The organism is Streptomyces sp. NPDC033229 (genome assembly GCF_055576875.1).
Window position 1 is genome coordinate 83,130 of record NZ_JBVIQR010000029.1, and the last position, 21,232, is coordinate 104,361.

Sequence of the window (21,232 nt, forward strand, 5' to 3'; positions counted from 1 at the left end):
CGTGCGACGCGGCAGGCGGATCGCCGTCGACGTCGGGGACGCCCGGATCGGGGTCGCCTCGTGCGACCCCGACGGGGTCCTCGCCACCCCGGTCGAGACCGTCCCCGGACGTGACATCCCGTCAGCACACAAGCGGCTGGCGGCGATTGTCGAGGAGTACGAGCCCGTCGAGGTCGTGGTCGGCCTGCCCCGCTCGCTGAGCGGGCGGGAAGGCCCGGCGGCGGCCAAGGTGCGGACCTTCGCCAAGGAGATGGCCCGGCGCATCGCTCCCGTACCGGTCAGACTGGTCGACGAGCGGATGACGACGGTCACGGCCACGCAGGGCCTGCGGGCCTCCGGGGTCAGCTCCAAGAAGGGCCGTTCCGTCGTCGACCAGGCCGCGGCTGTGATCATTCTGCAGAACGCCCTGGAGATCGAGAAGATCTCCGGCCGTCCTCCGGGTGAATCCGTAGAAGTGGTCATCTGATCGCGATACGGTAACGTTCCGCGCGACATGGCAGCCGTTCGAACGTCTTCCGTACAGGACCGGACGCATCGAACGTGCACTCCACGGAGCGCTCACCGGCTGCCGCTGTGCGGCTCTAGGGGATCGATGACTGAGTATGGCCGGGGCTCCGGCTCCCAACCGTGGCATCCCGAGGACCCTCTGTACGGGGACCAGGGATACAGCGGACAGCAGTATCCGCAGCAACAACAGCCGCAGCAGCAGTCGCAGCCTCCGTACGGTCAGCAGTACCCCGAGCAGCAACAGCAGTATCCGGAGCAGCAGTACGGCTGGGACCCCTCGCAGAACGCGGGGGGTCAGTACGGCGCGAACCCGGGGGAGCAGTACGGCCGTCAGGACTACTACGGCCCTGACGGCTACCCGCAGCAGCCGGAGCACCACACGGGTCAGCACCAGCAGCCGCACCAGACGGGCCAGCACCAGCAGCCGGAGCATCACACCGGTCAGCACCAGCAGCCCTATGACACGGGTCAGCACCAGCAGCCGCACCGGACGGGTCAGCAGCCGCGTCCCGGCGTGCCGCAGCAGGCGCACGACACCGGGCAGCACGAGCAGTGGCACCCGGAGCCCGAGCACGAGCCGGAGCCCGAACCGGAAGAGGAGAAGCACCCCTTCTTCACCGGTGCCGACGACGCGGACGATCCCGACGGCACGGACGGCTCCCGCGAGGAGAGCCGTCGCGACCGGCGCGGCAAGGGCAAGGGCAGTGCCAAGGGCAAGAACAAGCGCCGCAACGGCACGGCCTGCCTGCTCGTCGCCGTCGTGCTCGTCGGCGTCGTGGGCGGTGGCGGCTACCTCGCCTACGACTACTGGCAGACCCACTACGGTGCCGCGCCCGACTACGCGGGCGAGGGCAGCGGCGAGGTCCAGGTGGAGATCCCCAAGGGTTCCAGCCTGACCGGGATGGGCCAGGTCCTGGAGAAGGCGGGCGTGGTCAAGAGCGTCGGCGCCTTCACCGCGGCCGCCGGCAAGGGCGTGGCGATCCAGCCGGGCACCTACACCCTCCGCAAGGAGATGTCGGGTTCGGCGGCCGTCGCGATGATGACGCACACCGGGAACTTCCTGACCATCGCCGAGGGACGCAGGGCCGTCCAGATCTACGCCGCGATCGACCAGAAGCTCGGTCTGAAGCAGGGCACGACCAAGGACGTCGCCACCAGCCAGGCGAAGAACCTCGGGCTGCCCGAGTGGGCCAACAGCGACCCCAAGATCAAGGATCCGCTGGAGGGCTTCCTCTACCCGTCGCAGTACAGCGCGGCCAAGGGCACCAAGCCGGAGGCCATCCTCAAGCAGATGGTCGCGCGGGCCAAGGAGAACTACGCCAAGGAAGACCTGGAGGGGAAGGCCAAGGAACTGGGCCTGAAGTCCCCGCTCCAGCTCATCACCGTGGCGAGCATGGTCAACGCGGAGGGCATGACGCACGACGACTTCCGCAAGATGGCGCGCGTCATATACAACCGCCTCAAGCCGACCAACATCGAGACGAACGGCAAGCTGGAGTTCGACTCGACGTACAACTACCTGAAGAACCAGAGCAAGCTGGACCTCAGCCCCAAGCAGCTCCGGTCCTTCGACGACCCGTACAACACGTACTTCTACAAGGGTCTGACACCCGGTCCCATCGGCAACCCCGGAGCCGAGGCGCTCAAGGCCGCGATGGATCCCGAGGCCGGTGACTGGTACTACTTCGTCTCCATCGACGGGAAGACGCGGTTCACCAAGAACCTCAAGGAACACCAGAAGCTCGTGGACGAGTTCAACGAGAGCCAGAAGGCGAAGAAGCAGGGATGAGTGACCCGAGGGAGCACCGCCGCCGGGCGGCGGTGCTCGGTTCGCCGATCGCCCACTCGCTCTCTCCGGTCCTGCACCGGGCCGCGTACGCGGACCTGGGCCTGGGGGAGTGGACCTACGACCGTTTCGAGGTCGACGAGGCCACGCTGCCCGGCTTCCTGGAGGGGCTCGACGGCACCTGGGCGGGGCTCTCCCTGACCATGCCGCTCAAGCGGGCGGTCATCCCGCTGCTGGACGGGATCAGCGCCACGGCCGAATCCGTCGGGGCCGTCAACACCGTCGTCCTCACCGACGACGGCCGTCGCCTCGGCGACAACACCGACATCCCCGGCATCGCGGCGGCACTGCGCGAACGCGGCGTCGAGAAGACCGACGCCGCCACCGTGCTGGGCGCCGGGGCCACGGCCTCCTCCGCCCTCGCCGCCCTCGCCCGGATCTGCACCGGCGAGGTCACCGCGTACGTCCGCAGTGCCGAGCGCGCCGCCGAGATGCGGCACTGGGGCGAGCGGCTCGGTGTCGCCGTCCGTACCGCCGACTGGAGCCGCGCCGCCGAGGGCCTCGGTGCGCCGCTGGTCGTCGCGACCACCCCGGCCGGTGCCACGGACGGCCTCGCGGCCGAGGTCCCCGAGCACCCCGGCACGCTCTTCGACGTGCTGTACGAGCCGTGGCCGACCCCGCTGGCGGCCGCCTGGGCGGGCCGCGGCGGCGCGATCCTCGGCGGCCTGGACCTGCTGGTGCACCAGGCGGTGCTGCAGGTCGAGCAGATGACCGGGTGTCCCACCGCCCCGCTGGCCGCGATGCGCGCGGCGGGCGAGGCGGCCCTCGCGGCCCGTACGGCCTGACGCGCGGGGCGGACCCCGGCCGCCCGTTCCCTCCAGCCGACGCGACCGGTCCACAACCCGGACCGGCTGCCGGACAGGGCTCCGGGTCGTGGGAGGATCTGAGGTGGCGGGCCCGGGCCGCGCACGCGCTCCGGACACGCCGCCGCATGATCCAGGCGCGAGCAAGAGGAGTCCCGTTGAGCAGGTTGCGCTGGCTGACGGCCGGGGAGTCGCACGGCCCCGCACTCGTGGCGACGCTGGAGGGCCTTCCCGCCGGCGTGCCGATCACCACCGACATGGTGGCGGACCACCTGGCCCGACGGCGCCTCGGCTATGGGCGCGGCGCGCGCATGAAGTTCGAGCGCGACGAGATCACCTTCCTCGGCGGTGTCCGCCACGGCCTGTCCATGGGCTCCCCGATCGCGGTCATGGTGGGCAACACCGAGTGGCCCAAGTGGGAAAAGGTCATGGCGGCCGACCCGGTGGACCCCGACGAGCTCGCCTCGCTGGCCCGCAATGCCCCGCTGACCCGGCCGCGCCCCGGCCACGCCGACCTGGCGGGCATGCAGAAGTATGGTGTGCCGGATGCACGGCCGATCCTGGAGCGCGCCTCCGCCCGTGAGACCGCCGCCCGCGTCGCCCTCGGCGCCGTCGCCCGTTCCTTCCTCAAGGAGACGGCCGGCATCGAGATCGTCTCGCACGTCGTGGAGCTGGCGGCGGCCAAGGCCCCGTACGGCGTCCACCCCAAGCCCTCCGACGTCGAGCGGCTCGACGCCGACCCGGTGCGCTGCCTGGACGCCGACGCGTCGAAGGCGATGGTCGCCGAGATCGACCAGGCCCACAAGGACGGCGACACCCTCGGCGGCGTCGTCGAGGTCCTCGCCTACGGCGTACCGGTCGGCCTCGGCTCGCACGTCCACTGGGACCGGCGCCTGGACGCCCGTCTGGCCGCCGCCCTGATGGGCATCCAGGCCATCAAGGGCGTCGAGATCGGCGACGGCTTCGACCTGGCCCGGGTGCCCGGCTCCAAGGCGCACGACGAGATCGTCGCCACCGAGGACGGCATCCGCCGCACCTCCGGCCGCTCCGGTGGCACCGAGGGCGGTCTGACCACCGGTGAGCTGCTGCGCGTCCGGGCCGCGATGAAGCCGATCGCGACCGTCCCGCGCGCGCTGGCCACCGTCGACGTCGTCACCGGTGAGGCGACGCAGGCGCACCACCAGCGCTCCGACGTCTGTGCCGTCCCCGCCGCCGGCATCGTCGCCGAGGCCATGGTGGCGCTCGTCCTGGCGGACGCGGTCGTCGAGAAGTTCGGCGGCGACAGCGTCACCGAGACCCGTCGCAACGTCCGGGGCTACCTCGACAACCTGGCCATCAAGTGACCCCGCCCGGCACACCCGTCGTCGTCCTGGTGGGCCCGCCCGGAGCGGGCAAGTCCACCATCGGTGCCCTGCTCGCCGAGCGGCTGGGCACCGGCTACCGGGACACCGACGCCGACATCGAGCGGACCGCCGGCAAGCCCATCCCGGAGATCTTCATCGACGAGGGCGAGCCGCACTTCCGTGAGCTGGAGCGGCAGGCCGTGGCCGCCGCCGTGGCCGAGCACCCCGGGGTGCTCTCCCTCGGCGGCGGCGCCGTCATGGACCCGGCCACCCGCGCCCTGCTCAAGGGCCTGCCCGTGGTCTTCCTCGACGTCGAGCTCGCCGACGCCGTCCACCGGGTGGGCCTGGACGCCCCGCGGCCGCTGCTCGCCGTCAACCCCCGCAAGCGGTGGCGCGAGCTGATGGAAGCGCGCCGCCCGCTCTACACCGAGGTCGCCCGCGCCGTCGTCGGCACCGGCGGCCGCACCCCGGCCCAGGTGGCCGACGCCGTGCTGGAGGCACTCCAGCTGCCCCGGGCCCACACACCGGACATCCCGCAGTGAGGAACGCATGACCGACGCCCCTACCCGTATCCAGGTCGCCGGCAGCGCGGGCACCGCGCCGTACGAGGTCCTGGTCGGCAGTCAGCTGCTGGGCGAGCTGCCCGGCCTGATCGGCACCGCCGCCCAGCGGGTGGCCGTGCTGCACCCCGAGGCGCTCGCCGAGACCGGCGAGGTGCTCCGCGCGGACCTGGCCGCGCAGGGTTACGAGGCCATCGCCATCCAGCTCCCGAACGCCGAGGAGGCCAAGACCGTCGAGGTCGCCGCCTACTGCTGGAAGGCGCTCGGGCAGACCAACTTCACCCGTACCGACGTCATCGTCGGCGTCGGCGGCGGTGCCACCACGGACGTGGCGGGCTTCGTCGCGGCCACCTGGCTGCGCGGGGTGCGCTGGATCGCCGTGCCCACCACCGTGCTGGGCATGGTCGACGCGGCCGTCGGCGGCAAGACCGGCATCAACACCGCCGAGGGCAAGAACCTCGTCGGCGCCTTCCACCCTCCGGCCGGGGTCCTGTGCGACCTCGCCGCGCTGGAGTCGCTGCCGGTCCACGACTACGTCAGCGGCCTCGCCGAGATCATCAAGGCGGGCTTCATCGCCGACCCTGCGATCCTGGACCTCATCGAGGCCGACCCCGAGGCCGCCCGCACGCCGCGGGGCCCGCACACCTCGGAGCTGATCGAGCGCGCGATCAAGGTCAAGGCCGACGTCGTCTCCTCGGACCTGAAGGAATCGGGCCTGCGGGAGATCCTCAACTACGGCCACACCCTCGCCCACGCCATCGAGAAGAACGAGCGCTACAACTGGCGGCACGGCGCGGCCGTCGCCGTCGGCATGGTCTTCGCCGCCGAACTCGGCCGGATCGCCGGCCGCCTGGACGACGCGACGGCCGACCGGCACCGCGCCATCCTCGAATCCGTGGGCCTGCCCGTCACCTACCGTGGCGACCAGTGGCCCAAGCTGGTGGAGACCATGAAGGTCGACAAGAAGTCCCGCGGCGACCGGCTGCGCTTCATCGTCCTGGACGGCCTGGCGAAGCCGACGGTCCTGGAGGCACCGGACCCGGCGATGCTGCTCGCGGCACACGCGGAGATCGCCTCGTGAGCGGGCGCCGGGTGCTCGTCCTCAACGGGCCGAACCTCGGCCGGCTGGGCTCCCGCGAGCCCGATGTCTACGGCTCGACCTCCTACAAGGGCCTGGTCGAGGAGTGCACCCGGCTCGGCGGGGAGCTCGGCCTCGCCGTGGAGGTCCGGGAGACCAACGACGAGGGCGAGTTGATCCGCTGGCTGCACGAGGCCGCGGACGGCTCGGTCCCCGTCGTCATCAACCCCGGGGCCTTCACGCACTATTCGTACGCGATGCGTGACGCGGCGGCCCAGCGCACCGCGCCCCTCATCGAGGTGCACATCTCCAACCCCTATACGCGCGAGGAGTTCCGCCACACCTCCGTCATCGCGGCGGTCGCCAGCGGCACGGTGGCCGGCTTCGGCATCGGCTCGTACCGGCTCGCGCTGCGCGCGCTGGCGGAGGAACTGACGGGCTGACGGGGCCGTTCCCACGGTGGGGATCGGAGAGCTTACTCTTTCCCCGGTCCCGCCCCTTCCCGGCTGTATCGATTTGCGGCTCCGCCGCGTGGGGGGCTCCGCCCCGGACCCCGGTCCGGCGGCTTGCCCCCGGCTACGGGAAGGGGCGGGACCGGGGAAGAACCCCCCCGCCAGTCGCCCGTACGAGACGGAGTGCCACCGGATGCAGTACCCCGTGGGGCCGCCAACGCACCCCCCGATGCCGGCAGTGCCGCCGCCCGCGCCCAGTCAGGACGCCACGGCGCAGACCGCGGCCGTCGCCGTGCTGCTCATCGGTCCGGCGGGCGCGGGCAAGACCACCGTGGCCCGGCACTGGGCCGACACCCGCCGGGTGCCCACGGCCCACATCAGCCTCGACGACGTGCGCGAGTGGGTGCGCTCCGGCTTCGCGGACCCGCAGTCCGGGTGGAACGACCACTCCGAGGCCCAGTACCGGCTCGCCCGCCGCACCTGCGGCTTCGCGGCCCGCAATTTCCTGGCCAACGGCATCTCCTGCATCCTCGACGACGCGGTCTTCCCCGACCGGCCCGTCGTGGGCCTCGGCGGCTGGAAGCGGCATGTGGGGCCCGGCCTGCTGCCCGTCGTGCTGCTGCCGGGCCTCGAGGTCGTCCTGGAGCGCAACGCCGCGCGCAGCGGCAACCGCCGCCTCAGCGACGAGGAGGTCGCCCGGATCCACGGCCGCATGGCCGGCTGGTACGGCTCCGGCCTGCCGATCATCGACAACTCCCAGCAGGACGTCACCACCACCGCCCGGCTCCTCGACGACGTGGTCGCCCGCGCACTGGCCGGCCCGCCCGGCTGACAGCCCCCGCCCTTCCGGTCCAGCCCTCGGTCGGACGCGCTGGAACGGCCGCCCACGACGCCTGACCGTACGCTCAAAAACATGTCCGAGGTCTACGCGGCACGGCGCACGCGGCTGCGCGAGCGGTGCGAGGCGGCCGGCAGTGAGGCCGCCCTCGTCTCCGGGAACGCCAATGTCCGCTATCTGGCCGGCGGAGCACCCGCCGGCGCCGCGTTGCTGGTCGGCGGGCGCGAGGACGTGCTGTTGTGCGCCGACGATCCGTACGCGGCCGGCGCGGACGGCCGGCCCGCCGAGGATCTGCGCGTCGTGGTGCTGCCGACCGCGGAGGGCGACCCGGCCGTCGCGGGTGCCGAGCGCGCCGCTGCCGCCAAGGTGGGCTCGCTCGCGGTCGAGGAGCACCATCTGACCGTGGCCCGGCACCGTGCGCTGCGCTCCGTCGCGCCCGGGCTGCGGCTGGCGGATCTGGGCACCGCCGTCGAGCAGCAGCGGATCGTCAAGGACGACGAGGAGATCTCGACCCTGCGCATCGCCGCGGAGATCGCCGACCACGCTCTGGGCGAACTGCTCGAATCGATCCTGGTCGGGCGCACCGAGCGGCATCTCGCGCTGGAACTCGAGCGCCGGCTGATCGATCACGGCGCGCGGGGCCCCGCCTTCCCGACCTCGGTGGGCACCGGGCCGAATTCGGGTCTGGTCGGTCATCCACCGAGCGACCGCCGGGTGGAGGAAGGCGATTTTCTCAGTGTCTGCCTGGGCGCCGACTATCGCGGCTACCGCAGCGAGGTGGCCCGTACGTTTGTGATCGGCACCTCCCCGGCGGACTGGCAGATCGAGCTGTACGAGCAGGTGTTCGCAGCCCAGCGGGCCGGTCGGGAGGCGCTCGCACCGGGTGCCGCGTACCGCGAAGTGGACCGCGCGGCACGGCTCGTGCTGGAGGGCGCGGGGCACGCCGAGCGGCTCGGACCGTGCATCGGCCACGGTGTGGGACTCGAAATCGGCGAGGACCCTCGGCTGGCGCCCTCGGCCATGGGTAAACTGGACGCTTGCGTGCCGGTCACCGTAGATCCGGGGGTTCACCTCCCGGGGCGGGGCGGCGTCCGGATCGATGACACGCTCGTCGTCCGCCCTGAGGCGGACGGCGGACCCGAGCTACTCACCATCACGACCAAGGAGCTGCTCGCGCTTTAGCGCGCATCTCCTGGTTCCACCAGCTTCAGTCCAGGAGATTCCGCAACCGTGGCTTCCACGAACGACCTCAAGAACGGCATGGTGCTCAAGCTCGACGGGGGCCAGCTCTGGTCCGTCGTCGAGTTCCAGCACGTCAAGCCCGGCAAGGGCCCCGCCTTCGTCCGTACCAAGCTCAAGAACGTGCTGTCGGGCAAGGTCGTCGACAAGACCTTCAACGCTGGCGTCAAGGTCGAGACGGCCACCGTCGACAAGCGCGGTATGCAGTTCTCGTACATGGACGGCGAGTACTTCGTGTTCATGGACATGGACACGTACGACCAGCTGCACGTCGACCGCAAGGCCGTCGGTGACGCCGCCAACTTCCTGCTCGAGGGCTTCGAGGCCGTCGTCGCCAAGCACGGCGACGAGGTCCTCTACGTCGAGCTGCCGGCCGCGGTCGAGCTCGTCATCGAGCACACCGACCCGGGCGTCCAGGGCGACCGCTCCACCGGTGGCACCAAGCCCGCCAAGCTGGAGACCGGTTACGAGATCCAGGTCCCGCTCTTCATCACCACGGGTGAGAAGATCAAGGTCGACACTCGCACCGGTGATTACCTCGGTCGGGTGAACAGCTAACCGTGGCCGCCCGTAGCAAGGCCCGTAAGCGCGCCTTCCAGATCCTCTTCGAGGCCGATCAGCGCGGTTCCTCCGTGCAGAACGTGCTCGCGGACTGGGTCCGGCATTCGCGGTCCGACGACCGGCAGCCGCCGGTCAACGAATACACGATGCAGTTGGTCGAGGGATACGCGCAGCACGTGTCCCGGATCGACGAGCTGATCGCGACCTACGCGGTCGACTGGGACCTGGACCGGATGCCGGTCGCCGACCGGAACATCGTGCGCCTCGGCGCGTACGAGCTGATCTGGGAGGACGAGACCCCGGACGCGGTGGCGATCGACGAGGCGGTGCAGCTCGCCAAGGAGTTCTCCACCGACGACTCGCCCGCTTTCGTCAACGGTCTGCTCGGCCGTTTCAAGGAGCTCAAGCCGGGTCTGCGGCGCGCGGAATAGCCGCCGCGGACCGCACAGCACCCGCACAGCGCAAAAAACCGCCGGGGGCGGTGAGAACCCGAAAGGGTTCCACCGCCCCCGGCGGTACGTTTCTGCTCAGTTTTCCGTTGGTTTCCACCACGGTCTGCGCAGAAGACGGCGACCGACGCCTACGCGTCAGGCGTCTTCGTGCTGCACGGCACGGCGCGCGTCCGCGTCGAGCACGCCCCAGCTGATCAGCTGCTCGGTCAGCACCGAGGGCGACTGGTCATAGATCACCGCGAGGGTGCGCAGGTCGTCCTGGCGGATCGACAGCACCTTGCCGTTGTAATCGCCGCGCTGGCTCTGGATGGTGGCGGCGTAGCGCTGGAGGGGGCCCGCCTTCTCGGCCGGCACGTGGGCCAGCCGCTCCAGGTCCAGAACGAGCTTCGGCGGCGGCTCGGCGGCACCGCCGGGCGTGGTGCCCGGCAGCAGTTCCTGCACCGGAACGCCGTAGAAATCGGCCAGCTCGGCCAGGCGCTGCACGGTCACGGCACGGTCGCCGCGCTCGTACGAACCCACTACCACGGCCTTCCAGCGGCCCTGGGACTTCTCCTCGACGCCATGGAGGGAGAGGCCCTGCTGGGTACGGATGGCGCGGAGCTTGGCCCCGAGCTGTTTGGCGTATTCGCTGGACATAAAGCTCCCCAGACAGCGTATCGATATGCGGCTCCGCCGCGGGCTGGTAACTCACTGTGAGGTTACGCAGCGTAATCTGGCTTCGTCAAGCCGAATGGTCCACACCCTCACCCGCGCGGGGCGGTGGTGAGTGTTTCCCGGGGGTCCTGGTACCGTGAAACACGTTAATCCGACGTCCTTTAATGTCCGTCCCGTGAGGCGGAGAAGGAGGTCCGTTTCGTATGGACGCAAACCGTGACGTGAAACCGGCGGCGAACGCCACCGGCTCCGCGCGTCCCGTGCTCGAAGCACCGGACATCGCCCGGGTACTGACCCGGATCGCCCACGAGATCGTCGAGCGCGCCAAGGGCGCCGACGACGTGGTGCTCCTCGGCATCCCCACGCGTGGCGTCTTCCTCGCCCGCCGACTGGCCGCCAAGCTCGAAGAGATCACCGGCGGCAAGATGCCCGTCGGCTCCCTCGACATCACCATGTACCGCGACGATCTGCGGCTGCGCCCGGCCCGCGCGCTCGCCCGCACCGAGATCCCCGGTGACGGGATCGACGGCCGGCTGGTGATCCTCGTCGACGACGTGCTCTTCTCCGGCCGCACCATCCGCGCCGCGCTCGACGCGCTCGGTGACATCGGCCGCCCGCGCGCGGTCCAGCTCGCGGTCCTCGTGGACCGCGGCCACCGTGAGCTTCCGATCCGCGCCGACTACGTCGGCAAGAACCTCCCCACGTCGCTGCGGGAGACGGTCAAGGTGCAGCTCACCGAGGAGGACGGCCGCGACAGCGTGCTCCTCGGCCTCCGCGAGCCCACCGCGGCCGACGAGCAGTAGCGCCACGCCCCGGCACCTCCTCCCAGGGTCCCCTCAGGGCCCCGACAGGCCCCGAGGCCGTGCCGCCGCATGCCCGGCAGCTGCTCGCCCAGGCACCCCCATACCTCCTCGACAACGGAGTAACCGGATGAAGCGCCACCTCATCTCGGCCGCCGACCTCACGCGCGACGACGCCGTCCTGATCCTCGACACCGCCGAGGAGATGGCGCGGGTCGCCGACCGGCCGATCAAGAAACTGCCCACCCTGCGCGGCCGTACCGTCGTCAACCTCTTCTTCGAGGACTCGACCCGGACCCGTATCTCCTTCGAGGCCGCGGCCAAGCGGCTCTCCGCCGACGTCATCAACTTCTCCGCCAAGGGCTCCTCGGTCTCCAAGGGCGAGTCGCTCAAGGACACCGCCCTGACCCTGGAGGCGATGGGCGCGGACGCCGTCGTCATCCGGCACGGCGACTCCGGCGCCCCGCACCGGCTCGCCACCTCCGGCTGGATCGGTGGCTCGGTCGTCAACGCCGGCGACGGCACCCACGAGCACCCCACACAGGCGCTGCTCGACGCCTTCACCATGCGCCGCCATCTGGCGGGCGCCGCCGACGGCGGCCCCACCCACCACCAGGGGCCCGGCGACGGCACCGGCCGCGACCTCGAAGGGCGCCGGATCACCATCGTCGGCGACATCCTGCACAGTCGCGTGGCCCGCTCCAACGTGCACCTGCTGACCTCGCTCGGCGCCCACGTCACCCTGGTCGCGCCGCCCACGCTCGTGCCCTACGGCGTCGAGCACTGGCCCTGCGAGGTCTCCTACGACCTCGACGCGGTGCTGCCGAAGTCCGACGCCGTCATGATGCTGCGCGTCCAGCGCGAGCGGATGAACGCCGCCTTCTTCCCCACCGAGCGCGAGTACGCGCGCCGGTACGGGCTGAACGGCGACCGGATGGCCCGGATGCCCGAGCACGCCATCGTCATGCACCCCGGCCCGATGAACCGCGGCATGGAGATCACCGCCGAGGTCGCCGACTCCGTGCGCTGCACGGCCGTCGAGCAGGTCGCCAACGGTGTCTCCATCCGGATGGCCGTCCTGTACCTGCTGCTCGGCGGGGCCGTTCTCGACTCCGGGAGCGTCCCCACGTCCGCCACCACCGCCCGCAACGAGGAGAACAAGTAATCATGAGCAAGATCCTTATTCGCGGTGCGAAGGTCCTCGGCGGCGAGCCGCAGGACGTCCTCATCGACGGCGAGACCATCGCCGAGGTCGGTACGGGCCTGTCCGCCGAGGGCGCCCAGGTCATCGAGGCCGACGGCCGGATCCTGCTGCCGGGCCTCGTCGATCTCCACACCCATCTGCGCGAGCCCGGCCGCGAGGACTCCGAGACGGTCCTGACCGGCACCCGCGCCGCGGCCAGTGGCGGCTTCACGGCCGTCTTCGCCATGGCCAACACCTTCCCCGTCGCCGACACCGCGGGCGTCGTCGAGCAGGTCTGGCGGCTCGGCAAGGAGTCCGGCTACTGCGACGTGCAGCCCATCGGCGCGGTCACCGTCGGCCTGGAGGGCAAGAAGCTCGCCGAGCTCGGCGCGATGCACGAGTCGGCCGCCGGGGTGCGGGTCTTCTCCGACGACGGCAAGTGCGTGGACGACGCGGTGATCATGCGCCGCGCGCTGGAGTACGTGAAGGCCTTCGACGGCGTCGTCGCCCAGCACGCCCAGGAGCCCCGCCTCACCGAGGGCGCCCAGATGAACGAGGGCATCGTCTCCGCCGAGCTCGGCCTCGGTGGCTGGCCCGCCGTCGCCGAGGAGTCGATCATCGCCCGCGATGTGCTCCTCGCCGAGCACGTCGGCTCCCGCGTGCACATCTGCCACCTCTCCACCGCCGGCTCCGTCGAGATCGTCCGCTGGGCCAAGTCCCGCGGCATCGACGTGACCGCCGAGGTCACCCCGCACCACCTGCTCCTCACCGACGAGCTGGTGCGCTCGTACAACCCGGTCTACAAGGTCAACCCGCCGCTGCGCACGGAGGCCGACGTGATGGCCCTGCGCGAGGCCCTCGCCGACGGCACCATCGACATCGTCGCCACCGACCACGCCCCGCACCCGCACGAGGACAAGGACTGCGAGTGGGGCGCGGCGGCCATGGGCATGGTGGGGCTGGAGACCGCCCTGTCCGTCGTCCAGCACACGATGGTCGACACCGGTCTCCTCGACTGGGAGGCCGTCGCCGACCGGATGTCCGTCCGCCCGGCCGCCATCGGCCGCCTCGAAGGACACGGACGGCCGATCGCCGCCGGGGAGCCCGCCAACCTCACCCTGCTCGATTCCGCTTACCGTGGTGTCGTGGACCCCGCGGGCTTCGCCTCCCGCAGCCGCAACACCCCTTACGAGGGCCGTGAGCTGCCGGGGCGCGTCACCCACACCTTCCTGCGGGGCCGGGCAACGGTCGTGGACGGGAATCTCGCGTGACATCTGCACTGATCAACCTGGCGGCGGAACAGAAGTCCGCGGACGTCACCGACTGGGCCGCGCGCGTCGGCTGGGTCGTCGGGCTGCTGCTCTTCGTCGCGCTCGTCTACTGGCTGATGCGCGAGGGCTGGAAGTGGCGGGCCACGCTCCAGGGCGACCTGCCCGAGCTGCCCGCCCTCCCCGACGAGCCGGGCACGCCCTCGCTCACCATGACCGGGCGCTACCACGGCTCCACCACCGCCGGGCAGTGGCTCGACCGGGTGGTCGCGCACGGCCTCGGCACCCGCAGCCGCGTCGAGCTCACCCTGACGGACCAAGGCCTCGGCGTCGTCCGGCCGGGGGCGCAGGACTTCTTCATCCCCGGTGACCGGCTGCGCGGCGCCCGGCTGGACAAGGGCATCGCCGGCAAGGTCCTCGCCGAGGGCGGCCTGCTGGTGATCACCTGGGAGCACGGCGGCAAGCAGCTGGACTCCGGCTTCCGCTCCGACCGGGCCGCCGAGCACGCGGCCTGGGTCGAGGCGATCACCTCGATCCAGGCACCGGCACAAGCACAGCACAACGAGAACCAGACGGAAGGCGCACGATGACGACCTCCACCCGGGGAGCCAGCAAGGTTCCCGCCGTACTCGTCCTGGAGGACGGCCGTACCTTCCGCGGCCGCGCCTACGGGGCCGTGGGGGTGACCTTCGGCGAGGCGGTCTTCAACACCGGCATGTCCGGCTACCAGGAGACCCTGACCGATCCCTCCTACCACCGTCAGGTGGTCGTCATGACCGCCCCGCACGTCGGCAACACCGGCGTCAACGACGAGGACCCCGAGTCCGGCCGTATCTGGGTCGCCGGCTACGTGGTGCGCGACCCCGCCCGGATCCCCTCCAACTGGCGCTCGCGCCGCTCCCTCGACGAGGAACTCGTCGCCCAGGGCGTCGTCGGCATCAGCGGCATCGACACCCGCGCCCTCACCCGCCACCTCCGCGAGAGCGGCGCCATGCGGGTCGGCATCTTCTCCGGCGACAACCTGCCCGACGCGGACACCATGCTCGCCGAGGTGCGCCGGGCCCCCGAGATGAAGGGCGCCGACCTCGCCGCAGAGGTCGCCACCAAGGAGGCGTACGTCGTCCCCGCGATCGGTGCGAAGAAGTTCACCGTCGCCGCGATCGACCTCGGCATCAAGGGCATGACCCCGCACCGGATGGCCGAGCGCGGCATCGAGGTGCACGTCCTGCCCGCCACCGCCACCGCGGAGGACATCTACGCCCTCGACCCCGACGGGGTGTTCTTCTCCAACGGCCCGGGCGACCCGGCCACCGCCGACCACCCGGTCTCCGTGATGCGGACCGTCCTGGAGCGCAAGACGCCGCTCTTCGGCATCTGCTTCGGCAACCAGATCCTCGGCCGCGCGCTCGGCTTCGGCACGTACAAGCTGAAGTACGGACACCGCGGCATCAACCAGCCCGTGCAGGACCGCACGACCGGCAAGGTCGAGGTCACCGCGCACAACCACGGTTTCGCCGTCGACGCCCCGCTCGACGCCGCGACCGACACCCCCTACGGCCGCGTCGAGGTCTCCCACGTCTGTCTCAACGACGACGTGGTGGAAGGGCTCCAGCTGCTCGACCAGCCGGCTTTCAGCGTCCAGTACCACCCCGAGGCAGCAGCCGGTCCGCACGACGCCGCGTACCTGTTCGACCGCTTCGTGAAGCTCATGGAGGGCCAGCGTGCCTAAGCGCACCGATATCCAGTCCGTCCTGGTCATCGGCTCCGGCCCGATCGTCATCGGCCAGGCAGCGGAGTTCGACTACTCCGGCACCCAGGCCTGCCGGGTGCTGAAGTCCGAGGGCCTGCGGGTCATCCTCGTCAACTCCAACCCGGCCACGATCATGACCGACCCGGAGATCGCCGACGCCACGTACGTCGAGCCGATCACCCCGGAGTTCGTCGAGAAGATCATCGCCAAGGAGCGCCCCGACGCGCTCCTGCCCACCCTCGGCGGCCAGACCGCGCTCAACACCGCGATCTCCATGCACGAGAACGGCGTGCTGGAGAAGTACGGCGTCGAGCTCATCGGCGCCAACGTCGAAGCGATCAACAAGGGCGAGGACCGCGACCTGTTCAAGGGTGTCGTCGAGGCCGTCCACGCCAAGATCGGGCACGGCGAGTCCGCCCGCTCGGTCATCTGCCACACGATGGACGAGGTCATCGCGGGCGTCGACACCCTCGGCGGCTACCCCGTCGTCGTCCGCCCCTCGTTCACCATGGGCGGCGCCGGCTCCGGCTTCGCCCACGACGAGGAGGAACTGCGCCGCATCGCCGGCCAGGGCCTCACGCTCTCCCCGACCACCGAGGTGCTCCTGGAGGAGTCCATCCTCGGCTGGAAGGAGTACGAGCTGGAGCTGATGCGCGACAAGAACGACAACGTCGTGGTCGTCTGCTCCATCGAGAACTTCGACCCGATGGGCGTGCACACCGGTGACTCGATCACCGTCGCCCCGGCGATGACGCTGACCGACCGCGAGTACCAGCGGCTGCGCGACATCGGCATCGCGATCATCCGCGAGGTCGGCGTCGACACCGGCGGCTGCAACATCCAGTTCGCCGTCAACCCCGACGACGGCCGGATCATCGTCATCGAGATGAACCCGCGCGTCTCCCGGTCCTCCGCGCTGGCCTCCAAGGCCACCGGCTTCCCGATCGCGAAGATCGCCGCCCGGCTCGCCGTCGGCTACACCCTCGACGAGATCCCGAACGACATCACCGAGAAGACCCCGGCGTCCTTCGAGCCCACGCTCGACTATGTCGTTGTCAAGGTGCCGCGCTTCGCGTTCGAGAAGTTCCCGGCCGCGGACGCCACGCTGACCACGACCATGAAGTCGGTCGGCGAGGCCATGGCCATCGGCCGTAACTTCACCGAGGCGCTGCAGAAGGCGCTGCGCTCGCTGGAGAAGAAGGGCTCGCAGTTCGACTTCGCCTCCACGGCCGGTGACAAGGCCGAGCTGCTCGCGAAGGCCGTCGTGCCGACCGACGGCCGGATCAACACGGTCATGGACGCCATCCGTGCCGGGGCGAGCGCGGCGGAGATCTTCGACGCCACGAAGATCGACCCGTGGTTCGTCGACCAGCTCTTCCTGATCCACGAGATCGCCCAGGAGCTCGCCGCCGCCGAGAAGCTGGAGCCGGAGATCCTCGCCGAGGCCAAGCGCCACGGCTTCTCCGACGCCCAGATCGGCGCGATCCGCGGCCTGCGCGAGGACGTCGTCCGCGAGGTCCGGCACGCGCTCGGCGTCCGCCCGGTCTACAAGACGGTCGACACCTGCGCCGCCGAGTTCGCCGCGAAGACCCCGTACTTCTACTCGTCCTACGACGAGGAGTCCGAGGTCGCGCCGCGCGAGAAGGCCGCCGTGATCATCCTCGGCTCGGGTCCGAACCGCATCGGCCAGGGCATCGAGTTCGACTACTCCTGTGTCCACGCCTCCTTCGCGCTCAGCGACGCCGGCTACGAGACCGTGATGGTCAACTGCAACCCCGAGACCGTCTCCACCGACTACGACACCTCCGACCGGCTCTACTTCGAGCCGCTCACCCTGGAGGACGTCCTGGAGATCGTCCACGCCGAGACCCTCGCCGGTCCCGTCGCGGGCGTCATCGTCCAGCTCGGCGGCCAGACCCCGCTCGGCCTCGCCCAGGCCCTCAAGGACAACGGCGTGCCGATCGTCGGCACCTCGCCCGAGGCCATCGACCTCGCCGAGGAGCGCGGCGCCTTCGGCCGGGTGCTGACCGAGGCCGGGCTGCCCGCGCCGAAGTACGGCACCGCCTTCTCCTTCGAGGAGGCCAAGGGCATCGCCGCCGAGATCGGCTACCCGGTCATGGTCCGCCCGTCCTACGTGCTCGGCGGCCGCGGCATGGAGATCGTCTACGACGAGCCCTCGCTGGGGGAGTACCTCACCCGCCACGCCGGTCTGATCTCCGAGCACCCGGTCCTCATCGACCGCTTCCTCGACGACGCCATCGAGATCGACGTCGACGCGCTCTACGACGGCCACGAGCTCTACCTCGGCGGCGTCATGGAGCACATCGAGGAGGCCGGCATCCACTCCGGCGACTCCGCGTGCGCGCTGCCCCCGATCACCCTCGGCGGCTTCGACATCAAGCGGCTGCGGAACTCCACCGAGGCCATCGCCAAGGGCGTCGGCGTCCGCGGCCTGATCAACATCCAGTTCGCCATGGCCGGCGACATCCTCTACGTGCTGGAGGCCAACCCCCGCGCCTCCCGCACGGTCCCCTTCACCTCGAAGGCGACCGCCGTGCCGCTCGCCAAGGCCGCGGCCCGCATCTCGCTGGGCGCGACCGTCGCGGAGCTGCGCGCGGAGGGCATGCTGCCCAAGGAGGGCGACGGCGGCACCCTGCCGCTCGACGCGCCGATCTCCGTCAAGGAGGCCGTGATGCCGTGGAGCCGCTTCCGCGACGCCTCCGGCCGCGGCGTGGACACCGTCCTCGGCCCGGAGATGCGCTCCACCGGCGAGGTCATGGGCATCGACAAGGTCTTCGGCACGGCCTACGCCAAGTCGCAGGCCGGCGCGTACGGCGCGCTGCCCACCAAGGGCCGCGCGTTCGTCTCCGTCGCCAACCGCGACAAGCGCTCGATGATCTTCCCGGCCCGTGAGCTGGTCGCCCACGGCTTCGAGCTGCTCGCCACCTCCGGCACCGCCGAGGTGCTCAAGCGCAACGGCATCAACGCCACCGTCGTGCGCAAGCAGAGCGAGGGCGAGGGCCCGAACGGCGAGAAGACGATCGTCCAGCTCATCCACGACGGCCAGGTCGACCTGATCGTCAACACCCCGTACGGCACCGGTGGCCGCCTCGACGGCTATGAGATCCGCACCGCCGCGGTCGCCCGCGCGGTGCCGTGCCTGACCACGGTCCAGGCCCTCGCGGCCGCCGTCCAGGGTATCGAGGCACTCACCCGCGGTGACGTCGGCGTGTGTTCCCTGCAGGAGCACGCGGAGCGCCTGACCGCCGCCCGGCAGTAGTCCCTCTCCCGCCCGCCCGCCCCGCCACCGGGGCGGGCGGGCGGTCCTGACGGATACCCCGCTCGCCCTACGAAGGTCTGGCCCCCATGTACTCCCTCCTCTTCCGACTGCTCTTCCAGCGGATGGACCCCGAGCGGGCTCATCACCTGGCCTTCGGCTGGATCCGCTGTGCCGCCCGCGTCCCGGTGCTGCGCACGTTCGTCGCGGCCGTCCTCGCGCCCCGCCACAAGGCGCTGCGCACCGAGGCGTTCGGCCTGCGCATGCACGGCCCCTTCGGCCTCGCCGCCGGCTTCGACAAGAACGCCACCGCCATCGACGGCATGACGATGCTCGGCTTCGACCACGTCGAGATCGGCACCGTCACCGGACAGCCGCAGCCCGGCAACCCCAAGAAGCGGCTCTTCCGCCTCGTCGCCGACCGCGCGCTCGTCAACCGCATGGGCTTCAACAACGACGGCTCGGCGGTCGTCGCGGAGCGGCTGGCGGCCCGCGAGGAGGTCTTCAGGACGACCGTGGGCGTCAACATCGGCAAGACCAAGATCGTCCCGGAGGACGAGGCCGTCGCCGACTACGTCACCTCCACCGAGCGCCTCGCCGCGCACGCCGACTACCTGGTCGTCAACGTCTCCTCCCCGAACACGCCGGGGCTGCGCAACCTCCAGGCCACCGAGGCGCTGCGGCCGCTGCTGACCGCCGTGCGCGAGGCAGCCGACCGCACGGTCACCACCCGGCGGGTGCCGCTGCTGGTGAAGATCGCCCCCGACCTCGCCGACGAGGATGTCGACGCCGTCGCCGATCTCGCGCTCGAGCTGGGCCTGGACGGCATCATCGCCACCAACACCACCATCGCCCGCGACGGGCTCGGCCTGAAGACGCCGAAGCGCACCGTCGAGGCCATCGGGGCCGGCGGCCTGTCCGGCGCCCCCCTCAAGGCCCGCTCGCTGGAGGTCCTGAGCCGTCTGTACGCCCGTGTGGGCGACCGGATCACCCTCGTGGGCGTCGGGGGCATCGAGACCGCCGACGACGCGTGGGAGCGCATCCTGGCGGGCGCCACCCTCGTGCAGGGCTACAGCGCCTTCATCTACGAGGGCCCGTTCTGGTGCCGGAAGATCCACCGGGGCCTGGCCGAGAAGCTCGCCGCCAGCCCCTACGCCACCCTCGCCGAGGCCGTCGGCGCCGAGACCCGGAAGGCGACCGCATGACCTCCATCACCCCTCTGGAGCCCTTCGGCGCCCGCCTGCGCCGTGCCATGGACGAGCGCGGCCCGCTGTGCGTCGGCATCGACCCGCACGCCGCCCTGCTCGCCGACTGGGGCCTGTCCGACGACATCGCGGGCCTGGAGCGCTTCACCCGCACCGTCGTCGAGGCCCTGGCCGACCGCGTCGCCGTCCTCAAGCCGCAGTCCGCCTTCTTCGAGCGCTTCGGCTCGCGCGGCATCGCCGTCCTGGAGCAGGCCGTCGCCGACTCCCGGGCGGCCGGCGCGCTGGTCCTGATGGACGCCAAGCGCGGCGACATCGGCTCGACCATGGCCGCCTACGCCGCGACCTACCTCGACCCGGCCTCGCCGCTCTTCTCCGACGCGGTCACCGTCAGCCCCTACCTCGGCTACGGCTCGCTGCGCCCCGCCCTGGACCTGGCGCGCGAGAGCGGCACCGGCGTCTTCGTCCTCGCGCTCACCTCCAACCCGGAGGGCGCGGAGGTCCAGCACGCGGTGCGCGCCGGGGGCGCGAGCGTCGCGGCGACGATTCTGGAGCACGTGAAGGCCGAAAACGCTGACGCCGCGCCCATGGGCTCGTACGGTGCGGTGGTCGGCGCGACCCTGGGCGACACGCTCGGCGCGGCCGGCGTGGACCTCGCGATCAACGGTCCGCTGCTCGCTCCGGGCATCGGCGCGCAGGGCGCCACCCCCGCCGACCTGCCCCGGGTCTTCGGCGCGGCCGTCCGCGACGTCGTCCCGAACGTCAGCCGCGGTGTGCTGCGGCACGGTCCGGACGTGGCCGCGCTGCGCGCGAGTGCCGACCGGTTCGCCGGTGAGGTACGGGACGCCGTGGACACGGCTGCGTCGCGTTAACGCCAAAATTGTTGGTCAGTATGTCCAGAAAAGTCCTGGTCGAGAGAGTCTGACCAGGACTTTTCGTCTGTTCTCGCTGACTGGAGCGGGATCGGCCGCTAGTCTCCGACGAGAGCGAACGAGCAAGCGCGTTGCTCGTTGCTCCGCAGGTGTGGGCCGACTAGGTTCCTCACCGGTCCTTATCCGACAGTTCGACATCCGAGGTGACGTAGGCGTGGCTCTTCCGCCCCTTACCCCTGAACAGCGCGCAGCCGCGCTCGAGAAGGCCGCCGCGGCTCGCCGGGAGCGCGCCGAGGTCAAGAATCGACTCAAGCACTCCGGCGCCTCGCTGCATGACGTGATCAAGCAGGGCCAGGAGAACGATGTCATCGGCAAGATGAAGGTCAGCGCTCTCCTGGAGAGCCTTCCCGGTGTGGGCAAGGTTCGCGCGAAGCAGATCATGGAGCGGCTCGGCATTTCCGAGAGCCGCCGCGTGCGCGGGCTCGGCACGAATCAGATCGCCTCTCTTGAGCGTGAGTTCGGCGGCAAAGCCGCCTGACGTTCCCAG

At 71.0% G+C, this 21,232-nt stretch carries 21 protein-coding genes; 20 read left to right on the forward strand and 1 reads right to left on the reverse strand.

Annotated elements, in window-relative coordinates:
- The first annotated feature begins 1 nt into the window (after position 1).
- The 11 genes from ruvX to nusB all read left to right on the forward strand — a co-directional run bounded on the left by ruvX (position 2) and on the right by nusB (position 9,658).
- On the forward strand, positions 2-466 hold the full coding sequence (ruvX, locus tag ACZ53N_RS24500; protein ID WP_130876870.1) for a Holliday junction resolvase RuvX: 465 nt from the start codon (positions 2-4) through the stop codon (positions 464-466).
- Positions 467-592: 126 nt separating this feature from the next.
- Positions 593-2,296 (forward strand): endolytic transglycosylase MltG, encoded by a 1,704-nt coding sequence (mltG, locus tag ACZ53N_RS24505; protein ID WP_469142937.1) that lies wholly within the window; start codon positions 593-595, stop codon positions 2,294-2,296.
- A complete protein-coding gene (locus ACZ53N_RS24510; protein WP_469142938.1) occupies positions 2,293-3,138 on the forward strand; it encodes a shikimate dehydrogenase in 846 nt (281 codons plus the stop codon). The genes mltG and ACZ53N_RS24510 overlap by 4 nt, the downstream gene beginning before the upstream one ends.
- Positions 3,139-3,314: 176 nt before the next feature.
- On the forward strand, positions 3,315-4,499 hold the full coding sequence (gene aroC / locus ACZ53N_RS24515; protein WP_469142939.1) for a chorismate synthase: 1,185 nt from the start codon (positions 3,315-3,317) through the stop codon (positions 4,497-4,499).
- Positions 4,496-5,041, forward strand: a complete 546-nt coding sequence (locus ACZ53N_RS24520) for a shikimate kinase (protein WP_469142940.1) — start codon at positions 4,496-4,498, stop codon at positions 5,039-5,041. The genes aroC and ACZ53N_RS24520 overlap by 4 nt, the downstream gene beginning before the upstream one ends.
- Positions 5,042-5,048: 7 nt before the next feature.
- Positions 5,049-6,140: a 3-dehydroquinate synthase gene (gene aroB, locus ACZ53N_RS24525; protein ID WP_130876865.1), complete on the forward strand. Its 1,092-nt coding sequence runs from the start codon at positions 5,049-5,051 to the stop codon at positions 6,138-6,140.
- The gene (gene aroQ / locus ACZ53N_RS24530) at positions 6,137-6,580 is read left to right on the forward strand and encodes a type II 3-dehydroquinate dehydratase (RefSeq protein WP_209514340.1); all 444 of its coding nucleotides are present in this window, start codon (positions 6,137-6,139) and stop codon (positions 6,578-6,580) included. The genes aroB and aroQ overlap by 4 nt, the downstream gene beginning before the upstream one ends.
- A 16-nt stretch (positions 6,581-6,596) precedes the next feature.
- Complete coding sequence (locus tag ACZ53N_RS24535; RefSeq protein WP_469142941.1) at positions 6,597-7,421, forward strand: AAA family ATPase; 825 nt, start codon at positions 6,597-6,599, stop codon at positions 7,419-7,421.
- A gap of 81 nt (positions 7,422-7,502) precedes the next feature.
- Positions 7,503-8,609, forward strand: a complete 1,107-nt coding sequence (locus tag ACZ53N_RS24540; protein ID WP_469142942.1) for an aminopeptidase P family protein — start codon at positions 7,503-7,505, stop codon at positions 8,607-8,609.
- Between the two features lie 48 nt (positions 8,610-8,657).
- Positions 8,658-9,224, forward strand: a complete 567-nt coding sequence (gene efp / locus ACZ53N_RS24545; protein ID WP_130876862.1) for an elongation factor P — start codon at positions 8,658-8,660, stop codon at positions 9,222-9,224.
- A gap of 2 nt (positions 9,225-9,226) precedes the next feature.
- A complete protein-coding gene (gene nusB, locus ACZ53N_RS24550; RefSeq protein ID WP_130876861.1) occupies positions 9,227-9,658 on the forward strand; it encodes a transcription antitermination factor NusB in 432 nt (143 codons plus the stop codon).
- 156 nt (positions 9,659-9,814) lie between these two features.
- Here nusB and bldD read toward each other — a convergent pair whose 3' ends face one another.
- A complete protein-coding gene (gene bldD / locus ACZ53N_RS24555; RefSeq protein WP_004948690.1) occupies positions 9,815-10,315 on the reverse strand; it encodes a transcriptional regulator BldD in 501 nt (166 codons plus the stop codon).
- 221 nt (positions 10,316-10,536) lie between these two features.
- On the opposite strand from bldD, the gene pyrR reads away from it, so the two are divergent.
- The 9 genes from pyrR to ACZ53N_RS24600 all read left to right on the forward strand — a co-directional run bounded on the left by pyrR (position 10,537) and on the right by ACZ53N_RS24600 (position 21,223).
- The gene (gene pyrR, locus ACZ53N_RS24560) at positions 10,537-11,136 is read left to right on the forward strand and encodes a bifunctional pyr operon transcriptional regulator/uracil phosphoribosyltransferase PyrR (protein ID WP_469142943.1); all 600 of its coding nucleotides are present in this window, start codon (positions 10,537-10,539) and stop codon (positions 11,134-11,136) included.
- Between the two features lie 127 nt (positions 11,137-11,263).
- Positions 11,264-12,298: an aspartate carbamoyltransferase catalytic subunit gene (locus tag ACZ53N_RS24565; RefSeq protein ID WP_469142944.1), complete on the forward strand. Its 1,035-nt coding sequence runs from the start codon at positions 11,264-11,266 to the stop codon at positions 12,296-12,298.
- 2 nt (positions 12,299-12,300) lie between these two features.
- Positions 12,301-13,587 (forward strand): dihydroorotase, encoded by a 1,287-nt coding sequence (locus ACZ53N_RS24570; RefSeq protein WP_130876858.1) that lies wholly within the window; start codon positions 12,301-12,303, stop codon positions 13,585-13,587.
- Positions 13,584-14,174, forward strand: coding sequence for a PH-like domain-containing protein (locus ACZ53N_RS24575; RefSeq protein WP_469142945.1), 591 nt, complete (start codon positions 13,584-13,586; stop codon positions 14,172-14,174). Before ACZ53N_RS24570 ends, ACZ53N_RS24575 begins: the two co-directional genes overlap by 4 nt.
- On the forward strand, positions 14,171-15,313 hold the full coding sequence (gene carA / locus ACZ53N_RS24580; RefSeq protein WP_469142946.1) for a glutamine-hydrolyzing carbamoyl-phosphate synthase small subunit: 1,143 nt from the start codon (positions 14,171-14,173) through the stop codon (positions 15,311-15,313). Before ACZ53N_RS24575 ends, carA begins: the two co-directional genes overlap by 4 nt.
- The gene (carB, locus tag ACZ53N_RS24585) at positions 15,306-18,614 is read left to right on the forward strand and encodes a carbamoyl-phosphate synthase large subunit (protein ID WP_469142947.1); all 3,309 of its coding nucleotides are present in this window, start codon (positions 15,306-15,308) and stop codon (positions 18,612-18,614) included. Before carA ends, carB begins: the two co-directional genes overlap by 8 nt.
- Before the next feature lie 86 nt (positions 18,615-18,700).
- Positions 18,701-19,816 (forward strand): quinone-dependent dihydroorotate dehydrogenase, encoded by a 1,116-nt coding sequence (locus tag ACZ53N_RS24590; protein ID WP_469142948.1) that lies wholly within the window; start codon positions 18,701-18,703, stop codon positions 19,814-19,816.
- Entirely contained in the window at positions 19,813-20,685 is an 873-nt protein-coding gene (pyrF, locus tag ACZ53N_RS24595; protein ID WP_469142949.1) for an orotidine-5'-phosphate decarboxylase, read from the forward strand. Before ACZ53N_RS24590 ends, pyrF begins: the two co-directional genes overlap by 4 nt.
- Positions 20,686-20,899: 214 nt before the next feature.
- The gene (locus tag ACZ53N_RS24600; protein WP_130876853.1) at positions 20,900-21,223 is read left to right on the forward strand and encodes an integration host factor; all 324 of its coding nucleotides are present in this window, start codon (positions 20,900-20,902) and stop codon (positions 21,221-21,223) included.
- The last annotated feature ends 9 nt before the right edge of the window (positions 21,224-21,232 follow it).

Excerpts from the sequence above, each read along its gene's own strand:
- mltG (WP_469142937.1), top strand. The coding sequence starts at position 593 with ATGACTGAGTATGGCCGGGGCTCCGGCTCCCAACCGTGGCATCCCGAG.
- aroB (WP_130876865.1), top strand. The coding sequence starts at position 5,049 with ATGACCGACGCCCCTACCCGTATCCAGGTCGCCGGCAGCGCGGGCACC.
- carA (WP_469142946.1), top strand. The coding sequence starts at position 14,171 with ATGACGACCTCCACCCGGGGAGCCAGCAAGGTTCCCGCCGTACTCGTC.
- ACZ53N_RS24540 (WP_469142942.1), top strand. The coding sequence starts at position 7,503 with ATGTCCGAGGTCTACGCGGCACGGCGCACGCGGCTGCGCGAGCGGTGC.
- ACZ53N_RS24590 (WP_469142948.1), top strand. The coding sequence starts at position 18,701 with ATGTACTCCCTCCTCTTCCGACTGCTCTTCCAGCGGATGGACCCCGAG.
- ACZ53N_RS24570 (WP_130876858.1), top strand. The coding sequence starts at position 12,301 with ATGAGCAAGATCCTTATTCGCGGTGCGAAGGTCCTCGGCGGCGAGCCG.
- ACZ53N_RS24565 (WP_469142944.1), top strand. The coding sequence starts at position 11,264 with ATGAAGCGCCACCTCATCTCGGCCGCCGACCTCACGCGCGACGACGCC.
- pyrR (WP_469142943.1), top strand. The coding sequence starts at position 10,537 with ATGGACGCAAACCGTGACGTGAAACCGGCGGCGAACGCCACCGGCTCC.
- ACZ53N_RS24510 (WP_469142938.1), top strand. The coding sequence starts at position 2,293 with ATGAGTGACCCGAGGGAGCACCGCCGCCGGGCGGCGGTGCTCGGTTCG.
- bldD (WP_004948690.1), bottom strand. The coding sequence starts at position 10,315 with ATGTCCAGCGAATACGCCAAACAGCTCGGGGCCAAGCTCCGCGCCATC.
- pyrF (WP_469142949.1), top strand. The coding sequence starts at position 19,813 with ATGACCTCCATCACCCCTCTGGAGCCCTTCGGCGCCCGCCTGCGCCGT.